Origin of the sequence: Planktothrix sp. PCC 11201 (assembly GCF_900009135.1) — a bacterium.
Taxonomy (GTDB): Bacteria; Cyanobacteriota; Cyanobacteriia; order Cyanobacteriales; family Microcoleaceae; genus Planktothrix.
In genome coordinates this window covers 136,245-150,468 of the sequence record NZ_LT797705.1, presented here as the reverse complement: position 1 = coordinate 150,468, position 14,224 = coordinate 136,245, and the positions used below count along the sequence as shown (strand labels likewise).

Sequence of the window (14,224 nt, the reverse complement as noted above, 5' to 3'; positions counted from 1 at the left end):
TGAACCCTGGAAACTGTTAATCAAAAAAACTGTAATTTCCAATGGGAAAATAGCTATGAGCTTCGTTGTGTTGTTCAAAGGTATCAAATAGTTCAATTAAATCAATCACGCTGCTGGCGGCAATTTTTAAGTCATGACCTAATGATTGTTCAACGGATGCAACTTCAACTCGCATTCCTCGCCGTCTTAATTTTTCTGCTAAGTAGGCAAAGTCGGAATCTCCTGTGACCAATACCACAATATCTGGATGAGCTTCTATGGCTAATTCTATGGCATCCATTGCCATCACAATATCGATATTGGTTTCATAATCATCTCCTTTGGGTTTTCCTTCTTTATGAACTACTAAAAACCCATTACTTTTTGCCCAATAAATAAATTGTTCTTTGCTTTTCCGTTGTTCTTCAAATCTTTCTCTAGCCGGAGGTAAACCGACATAAATCACCATTTCAATTAATTCTCTCCCTTCATTGGGATCGGCGAGATAATTGCAGATTTTATGCCAATCTAGTTTTCGGTTAAATGTTTGTGCGGCTAAGAAAGTATTATCACTATCTGCCAAAATCAGTACCCGACGATTTGCTGTCATAGGTTTTTTTAAACCTCGGTTTTTTTGCTTTAACTTATTTTGGATTAAAGCACAGCTATGGAAATGGGGTTTTCCTTGAGGTGATCTTTAAGTTAAAGGTCACAAAAAAAGGTGAGTCTGACTCACATGGAAAAAGAGCGATCGCTTCTAAATAATCCGAATTAAACCCTTCGGAAGGGCATTGTTTTTAGTATGGGGATATCATTATGAACGGAAGTTTCCAACTAATCCGAATTAAACCCTTCGGAAGGGGTTTGGGGGTTTGCATGTCCGTCTATTTTCTTATAGAGTTTCCAACTAATCCGAATTAAACCCTTCGGAAGGGTAAAACCAACAGAAACCGAAAGAAACAAACCGACAAGGTTTCCAACTAATCCGAATTAAACCCTTCGGAAGGGCTTGGAAATGCTTCGATCTTATTCAGGGAATATAATGTTTCCAACTAATCCGAATTAAACCCTTCGGAAGGGCACTAGTTGTGGAATACTATGGGCAAACTAGCACCAAATTGTTTCCAACTAATCCGAATTAAACCCTTCGGAAGGGAGTTTTAGTTGTTGCTTCTCTGCTTCTTGTTTTTGGGTAATTTGTTTCCAACTAATCCGAATTAAACCCTTCGGAAGGGTTTCAAATTATTGGATATTCCCCTGTAATTAAAGGTTTCCAACTAATCCGAATTAAACCCTTCGGAAGGGTGGTTTTACTTTCTTCAATCCCTTCTGATTTAAAAGTAGAAGCGTTTCCAACTAATCCGAATTAAACCCTTCGGAAGGGTCACACCCATCAATCAATCAGTGTTTAACTTAATGTTTCCAACTAATCCGAATTAAACCCTTCGGAAGGGAAAATTTTTGCTTCAGACCGACAGTACAAACAGTCGAATGTTTCCAACTAATCCGAATTAAACCCTTCGGAAGGGCCACAACCAATACCACCGAAAGAACCAGAACCGTATGATCCAGTTTCCAACTAATCCGAATTAAACCCTTCGGAAGGGGGATAAAGACAATGAAAAAATATGTTGTTGTTTTGAGTTTGGTTTCCAACTAATCCGAATTAAACCCTTCGGAAGGGAATTTACGGTATAGATTATGAAAGTCTCATCCGTGAATTGTTTCCAACTAATCCGAATTAAACCCTTCGGAAGGGACTTATCCAAACGGTTAGCAAATACTGCAGTTACATGTTTCCAACTAATCCGAATTAAACCCTTCGGAAGGGTAACTTCCGCTTTCCACGGTACAATCGCAGTTTTTTGTTTCCAACTAATCCGAATTAAACCCTTCGGAAGGGATTTTTTTACCGTTCGTTCAAAAATCACTGTATACTGGTTTCCAACTAATCCGAATTAAACCCTTCGGAAGGGTTTCGTCCATTTTAAACGGATGGGCTTTGAGTTTAAAGTTTCCAACTAATCCGAATTAAACCCTTCGGAAGGGAAAAAACTTCAGCTAAACTAATTGTTAACCATAACTAGGTAAAATGAAAGGTTTCCAACTAATCCGAATTAAACCCTTCGGAAGGGCAAAATATGCGAATACTCCGGAACAGATAACTGGGTTTCCAACTAATCCGAATTAAACCCTTCGGAAGGGTATTCGAATTCCTCAAGGAACGTCAGCTGTAGTTGTTGAGTTTCCAACTAATCCGAATTAAACCCTTCGGAAGGGAGTAGGTTATCTGATTCTTCAAAAGGTCTACGAAAAGGTTTCCAACTAATCCGAATTAAACCCTTCGGAAGGGAAAATGACGGAAAAAACATTTTGGGTGATATCTAATGAAGTTTCCAACTAATCCGAATTAAACCCTTCGGAAGGGAGTTCGCCGCAGAAGGTAGACCCAGAGGGAGCTACAGCCTTCAAATCGACGCACCCCCTGAATATACCATAGATCATGACTCAAAAACAGCAAATTCATAGCCCTCAAACGCCCTCTGTGTAAAGATTCGACGCACCTCAACGAAAACATAGGGGTTTCAGGAATTGGGCGAGGTGCGTCGATTAGCCCAGCGTCATCCCCATAATCCGCTAAAACCCTTATCTGAAAGGAATTTGAGCCTATTCTACAATTCAACAATACCTAAAATCCCCCTATCGACGCACCTTCCCATCCCCAAGGACAGAACATCGGATCACCAGAATTTTCCTAAATCACATAATATTGAGGAGGAGGTTCAGGCTTTTGACTGCCAATAGTTAAAACAATCGAAAGAGCATCATTAGAAATCCAGTAGAAACGGACATTATCCTCCTGCGGTAAAACCAATTTTTTCACCTTTTGATGCAATTGTCGCATTTCTTCCAAGCTAATAAAACATTCAAACACAGAAAATTGAATTCTGTTACCATAACCTTCGAGGAAATTAGACAACTTCACCCGCCTTTTGTCATTAGAAATATCATAAACAACAACAACCATAAATTCAGAATCAAAGAGAATCAGCACTCAAAAACTTTAATCCCACATTACACCGATCTTAAAAACGCCTGATAAGCAGATCCTTGTAATAAACTGGATTTATAGCGTCGAACTTGTAACTGAATTGCCTGTCGGTAAGAAACAGAAGATTGTAAATCAGGATGAGAAATTTCTTCATTCATCCGTTTTTCAAACTGTTCCAGAAATACCCGTCTAGCTTGCTTATTTAAGTAGACTCCTCCCGTACTTGCTACCCGATCAAAATCCTGCGGCTTGACAATTGAACTATTAATCAGTTTTAAAACAAAACTGTCTACAATAGGAGAACGAAATTCTTCCATTAAATCAAAAGCTAGATAAGGTTTTTTGTCCTCCCCATAGTGAAAATTTCCCATATAAGGCGATAAACCTTCTGCAATAATCAGACTTAAAACATTGTTAAATAACAAGGTATAACCAAAACTCAATAAAGAGTTAACCGAATCCGTTGGAGGTTGACGGTTTCTCAGAGAAAAATGAAATGCTGAATTAGCAATTAACTTGCCAAAAGCCGGAAAATATCGAGCCGCACTAATTCCTTCATAACCGCGTAAACTATCAAGATTATTAACAGTATTTAAAGCATTAATATCAGAAGTAATTCCAGCGATCGCCTTAGCAACTTCTGGAATTTTCCGTTTCCGGTTGAGACGGACTAAAAGTTGTTTAGAGTTCCAAAGTTTCCCTCGAACAATTCCTTGAGAAACCAGTAATTGAAACCGAGGATCTTTCCATTTACTAAATTGAACCGTTTCACAGCCAAAATGAGTTGATTCTAAACTCCAAATATGACCTTTATATTGACCCGATAAAGTCAAAAATAAAATCAGAACTTTTTCATCAAGACAAGTATTAATTGCTTGTGTACTCATTTGAATATTTCCAAACAGAAGAATTCTTTCTACATCTCGAACTGGAATTTCTGTCTTCTGTTGATCAGGTCGCCAAATTACGAACCGTTGATTATCTTTATAAATCGTTGTCCCTTGTTCAATTAAATACAGAGTCGCCATATTTTTTGCCTGATTATTCTAAGGTGTATTATTTTAATCAGCTACTATTTAATAGCTCCTAAAACCATTGAAATTAATATTGAGATGGGAAGGGAGGACTAATTTTTTTCCCAGATGGGTTATTGAAAGTTTTTTTTCTAGCTCTATTACTCTTGAAGCTGGGAGATATATTTTCAGTGTTAGAAGATTCAAGAGGGAAAATATTATCTTCTACAAAACCATGACCTAAAAACCGAAATCCCCGTGAGAAATGAGTAATTTGTGTTTTCTCAAGATTCAGAATTAACCCCATAGAATTGAGCGTGAATTGCACAATTGAATAAGCGTGAATAATCTGTTCTTTAGTTTTAGCCAAAACTAAAAAATCATCCGCATAGCGCACCAATTTGATATCTGATGCCATGATAATCTTGTCGAATTCATCTAAATAAATATTAGCCATTAAAGGAGAAATAACAGCCCCTTGAGGTACTCCTTTTTCAGCCCTAACTAGCCCATTTTTAGTCATTACCCCAACCGAAATCCAAGCTTTTATCAAACATAAAATTCCGGGGTAGTCAATATGTTTCCTGACTTCTCTTAATAACCGTTCATGCTGAATATTATCAAAAAATTGAGTAATATCTGCATCCAAAACCCAGTAATAACCCAAATCTCGCCACTGAGCAACTTGTTCAACCGCATTAATATAGGATAGATTAGGACGATAACCAAAACTCGCCCTAGAAAATTTACAGTCAACGCCAGGAGCCAAAACATTTAATAAAGCGTGTTGAATAATTCTATCTCGCACCGTTGGGATTCTTAGTTCTCGCCAATTCCCCTTTTTTTTAGGAATTAAAACCTGTTTACAAGGAAGGGGTTGATAGATACAATTTGCCACAGCATCTCTGAGACGAGAAAGATTTCCTCTGAGATCTCGGCTAAAATCTTCAAGAGTTTCTTCATCAATTCCTGCACAACCACGTTTCCCAGCCACCTTTTCCCAAGCATTATAAAAGTTTTCTAAGCTCAGAAACTTCTTAATAATTGCAGTTGATGATAAATACTGAGTTCCTTGAAAATTGGTTAATACTTTTTTGGACATCATTTAATTATTGATATAATTTACTTTCAATTTACTCTTATCAACATTCAAGTTGAGAGAAACATTTAAGAGTGATCATGACATTGATATGGAAAGAGCCTCTTCCTCTCCTTTTCATTTGTGATATCAGATTGTCAAAATAAATTTCTCCTTTGTCTCCCTACTCGCTAGGGAAATTAATTAAATTCGACCGCACTAAAAAAGCCCCAGTTTTTACTAGGGCTTTAGTGGTTAGATATAGTTAGGCGTAGAAACAGCAAAGCTGACACGAACCGCGTGCGACATGAAATCATCTTACTAATGGATAATATTGCCGTGCACCCCTAAAAAAACTTACACCCACTGATTATGACCACGACGCGACTAAAAACCCAAACCTTTTTGCCCCGAGTCGGAATGCTGGCCACCGTCCGAAACCGTCGCGCCCTTGTCACCTCCGTAGACCCCTTTGATGGAACCTCAGAAGGGCGCCTGCATCTGGTTCGCTTAGAATATACCGACTCCGACGGTATCCCCGAAGATACTATTATCTGGGAACGGGAACTCAACGCCACCTTATTAGAACCCACTGCCCTCCCCCAAGTCGCCACAGAACCCCCGATGTCCGCCACCGACTTTGACGCCTTGCAACGGGCGACTCGCTGGACAGCCCTTTCACCCTTTCTCAACCCCGATGGCAGTTTAGCTCAATTTCCCATTGCTTCGCCGTTTTTTGGGGCGGTTCAAATCGAAGACTTTCAACTTGTCCCCCTCCTCAAAGCCCTGCAAATGCCCCGTATTTCCCTGTTACTCGCCGATGATGTGGGACTGGGGAAAACGATTGAGGCGGGTTTAATCTTAACAGAACTATTGCTGCGGCGCCGAATTCGACGAGTCTTGATTCTCTGTCCCGCCGCCCTGCGGAAACAATGGCAACAGGAGATGAAAACCAAATTTTCTCTCACCTTTGATATTATTGACCGTCCCGAAACCCACGCCCTGCAAAAACGTCTCGGACTCGATGCCAACCCTTGGCGCACCTATCCCCGCATTATCACTTCCTATCATTATTTACGACAACCCGATGTTTTAGAACAGTTTCGGGCAGCTTGTGGACAACCCCAAAATCAATCTCAATTGCCTTGGGATTTATTAATTGTTGATGAAGCCCATAATTTAATGCCCTCTAACTTTGGAGAAGATAGTGATTTATCCAAAATGTTGCGGGCAATTTCCCCTTGGTTTGAACATAAATTATTTTTAAGCGCCACTCCTCATAATGGTCATACTCGCTGTTTTTCAGGATTATTAGAACAGCTTGACCCGGTAAGGTTTATTCAAACCAATGACTGGACAGAGGATCTCAAACAACGGGTGTCTGAAGTCGTGGTGCGACGTCTCAAACGGGAAATTAATCAACTTGATGAACAAGCGGAACGCACCCCTCGATTTTGCGATCGCATTCCTGAACCCATCCCCCTTTATTTTAGCAGTTTAGAAAAACAACTTTCTGCCGCCTTTGCAGAATTTCGAGTTGCGGTTAAAACGTTAATTCTACGCTCTAAAAAAACCGATCAATTAGCGGGTTCCTTTGCCCTAGAAGTCCTCAATAAACGACTGTTATCTTGTCCTTCTACCTTTGCTCAATCATGGTTGAGATTTAAAGAAGGAATTGCTCAAGAAGAATCCGCCGAAGTTGCCGAAGTTCAAGCGGCAAAACGGGCAACCTTAGAAGATTTAGATGATGATCGAGAAACCGAAGGACGTCTGCAACACGCCACTAAAACCACAGGGGCTTGGTTAAAACCCTTTGTTCCTGATTTAACCGCAGAAATTGCCCGAATTGATGATAGTTTAGCCCAATTAAATTTAACGCTTGAGGAAAATTTCTGTTCTGAACCCGTTGTCGATGAACGTTGGGAACGGTTACTAAAATTAATTAAACAATCTTTAAGAAATGGCAATGAATGGATTGAACAGGAACGCTTAGTTATTTTTACCGAATATAAAACCACATTAGATTATTTAGAACGTCGCCTCAAACAAACTTTTAAAAAATATCCTCAAGCCATTCGAGTATTATATGGCGGTTTACCGGATCAAGAACGGGAAGATATTAAACAAGCCTTTAACGATCCTGATGATCCAATTCGGATTTTAGTGGCGACGGATGCCGCTTCAGAAGGATTGAATTTACAAGAAACTGCCCATCTAATTTTACATTATGATATTCCTTGGAATCCCGCCCGCCTTGACCAAAGAAACGGCCGTTTAGATCGGCATGGACAAGCCAGAGATGTGATTGTTTTTCACTTTACCAGTGAAGATGATGCTGATTTAAAATTCTTAGCTCATGTTGTGAATAAAGTCAATACAATTCGAGAAGAATTAGGATCAATGGGCGAAGTCTTTGATGCTGCCTTTCAACGGCGTTTTATTTATTTTGAAGATACGAATTTGATTGTTAAACAGTTAGATGAAGCGGTGGAAAAACAACGCCATCGGACTCAAATTCTCCGAACCGTTCAAATCGACACGGGAACCGACTACGAAGAACAACTGCAACAATTTGAACGGGAAATTGACTTAACTCCAGATACCTTAAAAAGTACCTTAGAAATAGCGTTAGGGTTAGGCATTGGACTGCCCAGATTTGAGGGGCCAGATGAACAAGGGAAACTGCGGTTAAAAATTCCCATCCCTCCGAAATGGGAAGCGTTAATTGATGATCATTTACGTTTAGAAACGAATCAAGGACAGCAAGGGGCGTTACCTGCTATTGTGTTTGACCCCCAACATTTTATCCAAAATCGCAATAATCGCCCCGTGTTTCGCCCTGCTAAAGATACCGTATTATTGCATTTAGGACATCCCTTATTTCATCAAGCACTCGCTTTATTTGCACGGGCAAGATTTCCAGGTGGAATGGATTATCAAACAGTCAGCCGTTGGATTGTGCGGTATGGTATAATTCCCCCAGAGGTTGATGGGTTACTGTTACTAACAGTGGAAGAATTAGCCGTGAATGAACTAAGAGAACCATTCCATCATTGGGTGAGAACCCTGCGATTTCCGATTAAAAATGGTGAGTTAGGGGAACTTTTACCGGCTTGTCCGCCCTTGGAGGATCGCCCCATTGATCGAACAATTGGGGAAGTTGAAATTGAGCGATCGCGTCAAATTTGGGACGACGTTTCTATAGAGGTGCGGGAGATTTTTCAGCACTGGGGAGAACAGTTAACCGACAATTTAGAAACTCAACTAAAATTGAAAAAAGAAATAGCCCTAAAGGAAGAAAAACAACGGTTTAAATCTCGCATTGCTGAAGTGGAAAAAGCGATCAAAGAAACCAGTCTTCAGAAAATTGAAAAAGAACGAAATCAATTGTTAGATGAAATGCAGCAATTTACTTTATTTGCAGAAGAACGGCGATCGCAAGAAGAACGGCTGAGAAATTTAGACGATGAACTCAAACGGCGGCGCAGTCACTATCAGGAATTACTGGATTTTCTCAAACAAGAACAAACCCGGGTTTTAGAAGGAATTTTACCCAAACGTTACAGTTTGCGGGGAACAGTTCAGATTTTTCCCGTAACCGTTGAAATTCGACTACCGGAGGGAAAATGATGATCTCAACATCTAAAGAAACCCAATTTCTGGGTCAAGATTATGGTTGGTGGGCATCTTTAAAACATGGCGGGTTATTGATAGCACCTTCAAAATTAGCCGAGTTTTTTATTAAGGATATTCCGTGTTTACCCCGTTATATTGAAGATCGACTGCGACGGGATGTAAACCGGGTTAGAAGTGGAGATGAAAAAGCGATTACTGCTTTACTCGATACGGTTTTAGAAGATGTGCTACAACTAACAAAAGCCTATTGGGTGAAAGGGAACGCCGTTGATCGCAGTTGGACACAACAGGCGATTACCAAAGAATCAATTAAACCGAATCGCGTTTGGTTACATCCCGAAGGGGGACTGTTACCCGTATTTGTTGCGGATGTTGAAAGTCGTATGGTGGCACGCTTAGGTATTGGGAAAGGACGACGGGCGGTTTCTCGCGTAATTGAATGGTTACGCAAAGCCAATCAAAAAATCGCCTTATTAACCAATGGTCGCCAGTGGCGGTTAATTCATGCGGGGTCAGATTATGATGCGTGGTGTGAATGGGATATTGAGTTATGGTTTGAAGAAGGAGAACCGAGTTTACAAGTCGTTGCCCTGCGATTATTATTAGGGGATGTCGCCCTTCAACCCGAAAAACCGAATTCTTATTGTTTGTTAACTGCTGCAATTTTAGCATCTCGTCAAGGTCAAGCAGAATTATCCAGCGTTTTAGGAGAACGAGTTAGATTAGCGGTTGAATTACTAATTAAAGAATCCTTTGTTGTTGCTTCAGAAACACCAGAGATTGAAAACCGAGACATTTATATTGCCGCCACACGGATGATTATGCGTTGTGTGGTGATATTATTTGCAGAAGCACGGGATTTATTACCGAGAAATAATCCCATTTATCATAACTCCTATGGTATTCAAGGACTACGAGAACAATTAGAACGGTTAGCCGGAGGTCGCGCGAAAGAACGCTTAAGAAATACCTTTAGTGCATGGCCGAGATTATTAGGATTATTTCGTTTAGTTTCTCAAGGATGCTATCACGAAGCTTTACCCATTCCCCGTTATGGGGGTGGATTGTTTACCCCTGGAAATCACGAAGCCAAAGACCCAATATTACGGGCGTTAGCACAGTTTGAAAATCTTGAACATACGCCCTCGGATGCGGTGGTTTATCATATTTTAGAATTATTAACCCGCAGTTCTATTAAAGTCCGTCAAGGACGGAGTACCACTTGGGTTGAAGCCCCTGTGGATTTTTCTGATTTATCCTCAGAATATATCGGGATTTTGTATGAAGGATTATTAGATTTTGAGTTACGACAAGCGGGGGAAAATGACCCGATTATTTTTCTCAATTTAGGAGATGAACCTGCGTTACCCTTGGCGCGTTTAGAAGCCATGACTGATGCAGAGTTAAGCAATTTAGTTGAAAAACTTAAGCAAAGTGTGAAAATAGAAACCGAGGAAGATTCAGAAATAGAAAGTAGTGAAGAAATAGAAGAAGACTTAGACACTTCTGAAGAATTGATCACCCAGGATGAGGAAATATTAGAAAGTTCTGAACCCCTGACTGAAATGGAGAGTAATCAAGCAATTAGAGAACGGGCGATTAATTGGGCTATGCGGGCGGTAGAAGCGGGAAAATTAGTCGCAAAACCCAGAAGTAAAAAAGCAGAAGCTTTAGCGGTTTATCAACAGCAGATTCAAAAAACGGCTAATTATTTAATTAGTCGAATTATTGTACCTGGAGAATGGTTTTTAGTCCGTTGGGGAGGAACCCGCAAAGGGTCAGGAACCTTTTACACCCGTCGGGAACTGACGACACCGACTGTCCGCAGAACTTTATTTCCTTTAGCATATAATCCTCCCCTTGATAATAACAGTCAACCGGATTTTAAGGCAAACTTTTCGCTGTGGAGTCCGAAAACTCCAGCCGAGATTTTAAATTTAAAAGTCTGTGACCCCGCTTGCGGTTCTGGGTCGTTTGTGGTGAGTGCGTTGCGCTTTTTAACCGATGCTTTAGCGGAAAGTTTACATTATTATGCTTGTATTGAGAAACATGGGGATAAAACTTTATGTCGTTTACCCGATGGACGGGGAACTAATTCAATGTTTGAGGAAAGTTTACCCGTTTTACCCGATGCGGGAGACTTTGAGGAAAAACTAAAAGCTCGACTAAAACGTTATATTGTAGAACGCTGTATTTATGGGGTGGATATTGACCCGTTGGCGGTGGAGTTAGCGCGTTTATCTTTATGGGTGGAAACGATGGATAAACAGTTACCTTTTAGTTTTCTTGACCATAAAATAAAATGTGGAAATGCTTTAGTCGGGTGTTGGTTTGACCGTTTTCAAGATTATCCGGTGATGGCGTGGGAACGTGATGGCGGTGATGTCAACCATGAGCGATTTATTCATCATTTCCGTGAGTTTGTGAGTACAAAAGGGAAGAAACAAGGGGAGTTACAACAGAAGGGGGATAAATGGAATCAGAAGATTAAGGAAATTAGGAATGATATTGTTAAAAATGAATTAAAAACTGTATTGGAGGCGTTAGATCCGAGTAAACCCCGTTTAGCTTATGCTAATTTTAAGTTACCTTCTCCTCCTGATGTGATTCACAATGAAGCGCAACAGATTTTCCAACAATTACATCAACTTCCGGTTGATTATTCCTCGGAAGAACAAAAGGAAAATATCTATCAACAACAATTTCGAGACAATGAAGCGATACAAATTTTAAAATTTGCTTTTGATAGTTGGTGTGCGGTGTGGTTTTGGTCGGGGGATAATTTAGATTATGCACCCACTCCTAATCGGTTTTTTGATCCTCCCGAAGAAACCCGAAAACTGGTGGAGAAGTTAGCCGCATCTTATCGCTTTTTTCACTGGGAATTAGAGTTTCCTGATGTATTTATCGCTAGTGGTGCGGGGTTTGATGCAATAATTGGTAATCCTCCTTGGGAAATTCAGAAACCAAACTCGATGGAATTTTTCTCGAATATTGATCCGCTTTATCGGACGTATGGGAAGCAAGAAGCGTTAGATAAGCAATTAGAATATTTTAGGGAAAATCCAGAGATTGAAAAGGCTTGGTTGTCCTATTGCGATCGCTTAAAAGCACTTGCAAATTGGACAAAATATGTCGGGTTTCCCTTTGGTGATCCTGCCGAAAGTAAGGATAAATTTAGTTTATCACGATCTGCCAAAGAAAGCGACTATTTACATGAGTTATGGCGGAATAAACGGCGACAACACAAAGGTTATACAGAACCAAATCATCCGTTTTTATATCAAGGTTCTGCTGATATTAATACTTATAAAATGTTTTCAGAGTTAGGATATACTTTACTGCGAGAAGGGGGTTATTGTAGTTTAATTATTCCTTCGGGTCTGTACAGCGATAAAGGAACGGGAGATTTACGCAAATTATTTTTAAATCAATGTCAGTGGACACATATTTATTCTTTTCAAAATGAGCGATTTGTGTTTGGTGATATTGATCACCGCAATAAAATGATTGTTTTTACTATTAATAAAGGAGGTAGCACCTCTGCTATTTTAACTCGTTTTCGGTTAGGGCCAGGAGATTCACCCGAAGCGCAGGAATTAGAAACAGATATTCTTAACTCAGAGGGGTATTTATCTTTACCTGCTCAGGAAATTACTAAATTTAGCCCCAAAACCGGAGCATTATTAGAAATAAAATCAAACCGAGATTTAGACATATTAGAAAAAATGTATGCTAACGGTGTGCTACTCAGTGATGATAGTCCTCAAGGTTGGGGGATACAATACGCGACTGAGTTTCACATGACCAGTGATTCTAAGTTATTTCCACCCCGTCCCCAATGGGAAGCGAAAGGGTATCATCCTGATGAATATGGTCATTGGTTAAAGGGAAATTGGCAAATTTATGAGGATTCAGGTTCTATTTTAGAACGTCCTGAAGGGTTAATTTTATCGGTTGATAAAAGTCAAGCGATTTATATTGATGATGTTGAAGATGTGACGTTACCTTTGTATGAAGGTCGGATGATTGATCAATTTGATTTTAGCCAAAAAGGTTGGGTAAGTGGTAAAGGTAGAACGGCTGTATGGCGAGATATTGTTTGGGATAATAAAGTTATTGAACCTCAATATTTAATGAAAAAACAAGATTTATACGATTCATCTAATGGATACCCTTACCCAAAAATTGCCTATATGCCAATTAGTGCATCAACTAATACCCGTACAACAATTTGCACTTACCTTAATCTTTTTCCCGCAGGTCATAGTGTTTCCTTTTACCAAAAAATCAACCGCTCATTAATTGATTGTTTAACAATTGTAGGTTTCTTGAGTAGTTTTGCATTTGATTACCCTATTCGCTTGCGGTTAGGGGGATTAAATATGAGTGAATTTCTCATGTCCGAGACTGTTTTACCTAAACCAGAGAAGCTTGTTAGTATTAGAAAATTTATTTTAAGAATTATTAGCAGTTTAGCAATTCCCCATCAAATTTTTGCTAATGATTGGATAAAATTAAGATTAATTATTTCAACTTGCTGTAACTGGTATCAACTCTGGGCAATAACCCCTTATGAACGCCTCCGCCTACGCTGTATATTAGATGCAATAGTAGCGGAACTGTACGGATTAGAAATCGAAGATTTTGCCTGGATATTGCGAGACTGCGACTATCCCATCACCCAAGTTTGTGATAAAAAATTTGCCCGTACTCTCGAACCCAAAGGCTTTTGGCGAGTCGATAAAGAAAAAGACCCCGAACTGCGCCACCCCGTTTTATCCCTCGTCGCCTTCCACGACCTGAAACGCCTGGGACTGGAAACCTTCCTCAACCTCAACGACGGCGAAGGCTGGATGCTCCCCGAAACCCTGAGATTAGCCGATTATAACTTAGGACAAGACGACCGAGCCAAACACCCCCAACCCGTCGCCGCCCGACTCGGAGAACGGTTTTTACCTTGGCAACTGCAAGGAACCCCGGAAGATTCTTGGCAAGAATGCGAAAGACACGCCGAGAACCTGAAGCGGCTGTTAGGGAGTTCCTCAGCGTCCGAACCCGATAAAAGAGATGTTTCCCCCTCCTCCCAACTGTTACCCAGTGACCCCAACTATCAACCCCCCACAGATTTATTTGGAAATCCTTTAAATGTTGATTTATTTGGCAATATTATCCAAGAAAAACCCAAAGGGAAAAAACGGTGAATAGGGAATGTTGGGAGGAACAGGACAATTTCTTCAAGTCCCCCAGCATTGGGGGATTTAGGGGGCAATTTTCCCTCAAGCGTAGCTATCAGCCCCCCTAGCCCCCCAAAATTGGGGGGAACAGGAAAATCTGTTAAAGTCCCCCAGCATTGGGGGATTTAGGGGGCCGATTCTCCCTCAAGCGCTAGATAGCCCCCCTAACCCCCCAAAATTGGGGGGAATAGGAAAATCTGTTAAAGTCCCCCAATATTGGGGGATTTAG

6 protein-coding genes and 1 CRISPR repeat array are annotated in these 14,224 nt (G+C 40.4%); of the genes, 2 read left to right on the top strand and 4 right to left on the bottom strand.

The window, feature by feature from the left end:
* Positions 1-16 precede the first annotated feature (16 nt).
* From PL11201_RS16805 to PL11201_RS16790, 4 genes are all read right to left on the bottom strand, one after another.
* The gene (locus PL11201_RS16805) at positions 17-589 is read right to left on the bottom strand and encodes a LabA-like NYN domain-containing protein (RefSeq protein ID WP_079680054.1); all 573 of its coding nucleotides are present in this window, start codon (positions 587-589) and stop codon (positions 17-19) included.
* A 143-nt stretch (positions 590-732) separates the two neighbouring features.
* A CRISPR array of direct repeats spans positions 733-2,407; the repeat unit is 36 nt; unit sequence GTTTCCAACTAATCCGAATTAAACCCTTCGGAAGGG.
* A 327-nt stretch (positions 2,408-2,734) separates the two neighbouring features.
* Positions 2,735-3,007 (bottom strand): CRISPR-associated endonuclease Cas2, encoded by a 273-nt coding sequence (gene cas2 / locus PL11201_RS16800; RefSeq protein ID WP_079680114.1) that lies wholly within the window; start codon positions 3,005-3,007, stop codon positions 2,735-2,737.
* Between the two features lie 47 nt (positions 3,008-3,054).
* Positions 3,055-4,059 (bottom strand): CRISPR-associated endonuclease Cas1, encoded by a 1,005-nt coding sequence (cas1, locus tag PL11201_RS16795; protein ID WP_079680053.1) that lies wholly within the window; start codon positions 4,057-4,059, stop codon positions 3,055-3,057.
* 73 nt (positions 4,060-4,132) lie between these two features.
* Complete coding sequence (locus tag PL11201_RS16790) at positions 4,133-5,149, bottom strand: reverse transcriptase domain-containing protein (RefSeq protein WP_200816798.1); 1,017 nt, start codon at positions 5,147-5,149, stop codon at positions 4,133-4,135.
* A gap of 345 nt (positions 5,150-5,494) precedes the next feature.
* On the opposite strand from PL11201_RS16790, the gene drmD reads away from it, so the two are divergent.
* Both drmD and PL11201_RS16780 read left to right on the top strand, forming a co-directional pair.
* Positions 5,495-8,752 carry a DISARM system SNF2-like helicase DrmD gene (gene drmD, locus PL11201_RS16785; RefSeq protein WP_200816797.1) on the top strand — a complete coding sequence of 1,086 codons (3,258 nt, stop codon included), beginning with the start codon at positions 5,495-5,497 and terminating at the stop codon, positions 8,750-8,752.
* Positions 8,752-13,962, top strand: coding sequence for an Eco57I restriction-modification methylase domain-containing protein (locus PL11201_RS16780; RefSeq protein ID WP_079680052.1), 5,211 nt, complete (start codon positions 8,752-8,754; stop codon positions 13,960-13,962). The genes drmD and PL11201_RS16780 overlap by 1 nt, the downstream gene beginning before the upstream one ends.
* The last annotated feature ends 262 nt before the right edge of the window (positions 13,963-14,224 follow it).

What these genes read in the sequence shown, in the direction of transcription:
- cas2 (WP_079680114.1), bottom strand. Translation starts at nt 3,007, where the DNA reads ATGGTTGTTGTTGTTTATGATATTTCTAATGACAAAAGGCGGGTGAAG.
- PL11201_RS16780 (WP_079680052.1), top strand. Translation starts at nt 8,752, where the DNA reads ATGATCTCAACATCTAAAGAAACCCAATTTCTGGGTCAAGATTATGGT.
- PL11201_RS16805 (WP_079680054.1), bottom strand. Translation starts at nt 589, where the DNA reads ATGACAGCAAATCGTCGGGTACTGATTTTGGCAGATAGTGATAATACT.
- PL11201_RS16790 (WP_200816798.1), bottom strand. Translation starts at nt 5,149, where the DNA reads ATGATGTCCAAAAAAGTATTAACCAATTTTCAAGGAACTCAGTATTTA.
- cas1 (WP_079680053.1), bottom strand. Translation starts at nt 4,059, where the DNA reads ATGGCGACTCTGTATTTAATTGAACAAGGGACAACGATTTATAAAGAT.
- drmD (WP_200816797.1), top strand. Translation starts at nt 5,495, where the DNA reads ATGACCACGACGCGACTAAAAACCCAAACCTTTTTGCCCCGAGTCGGA.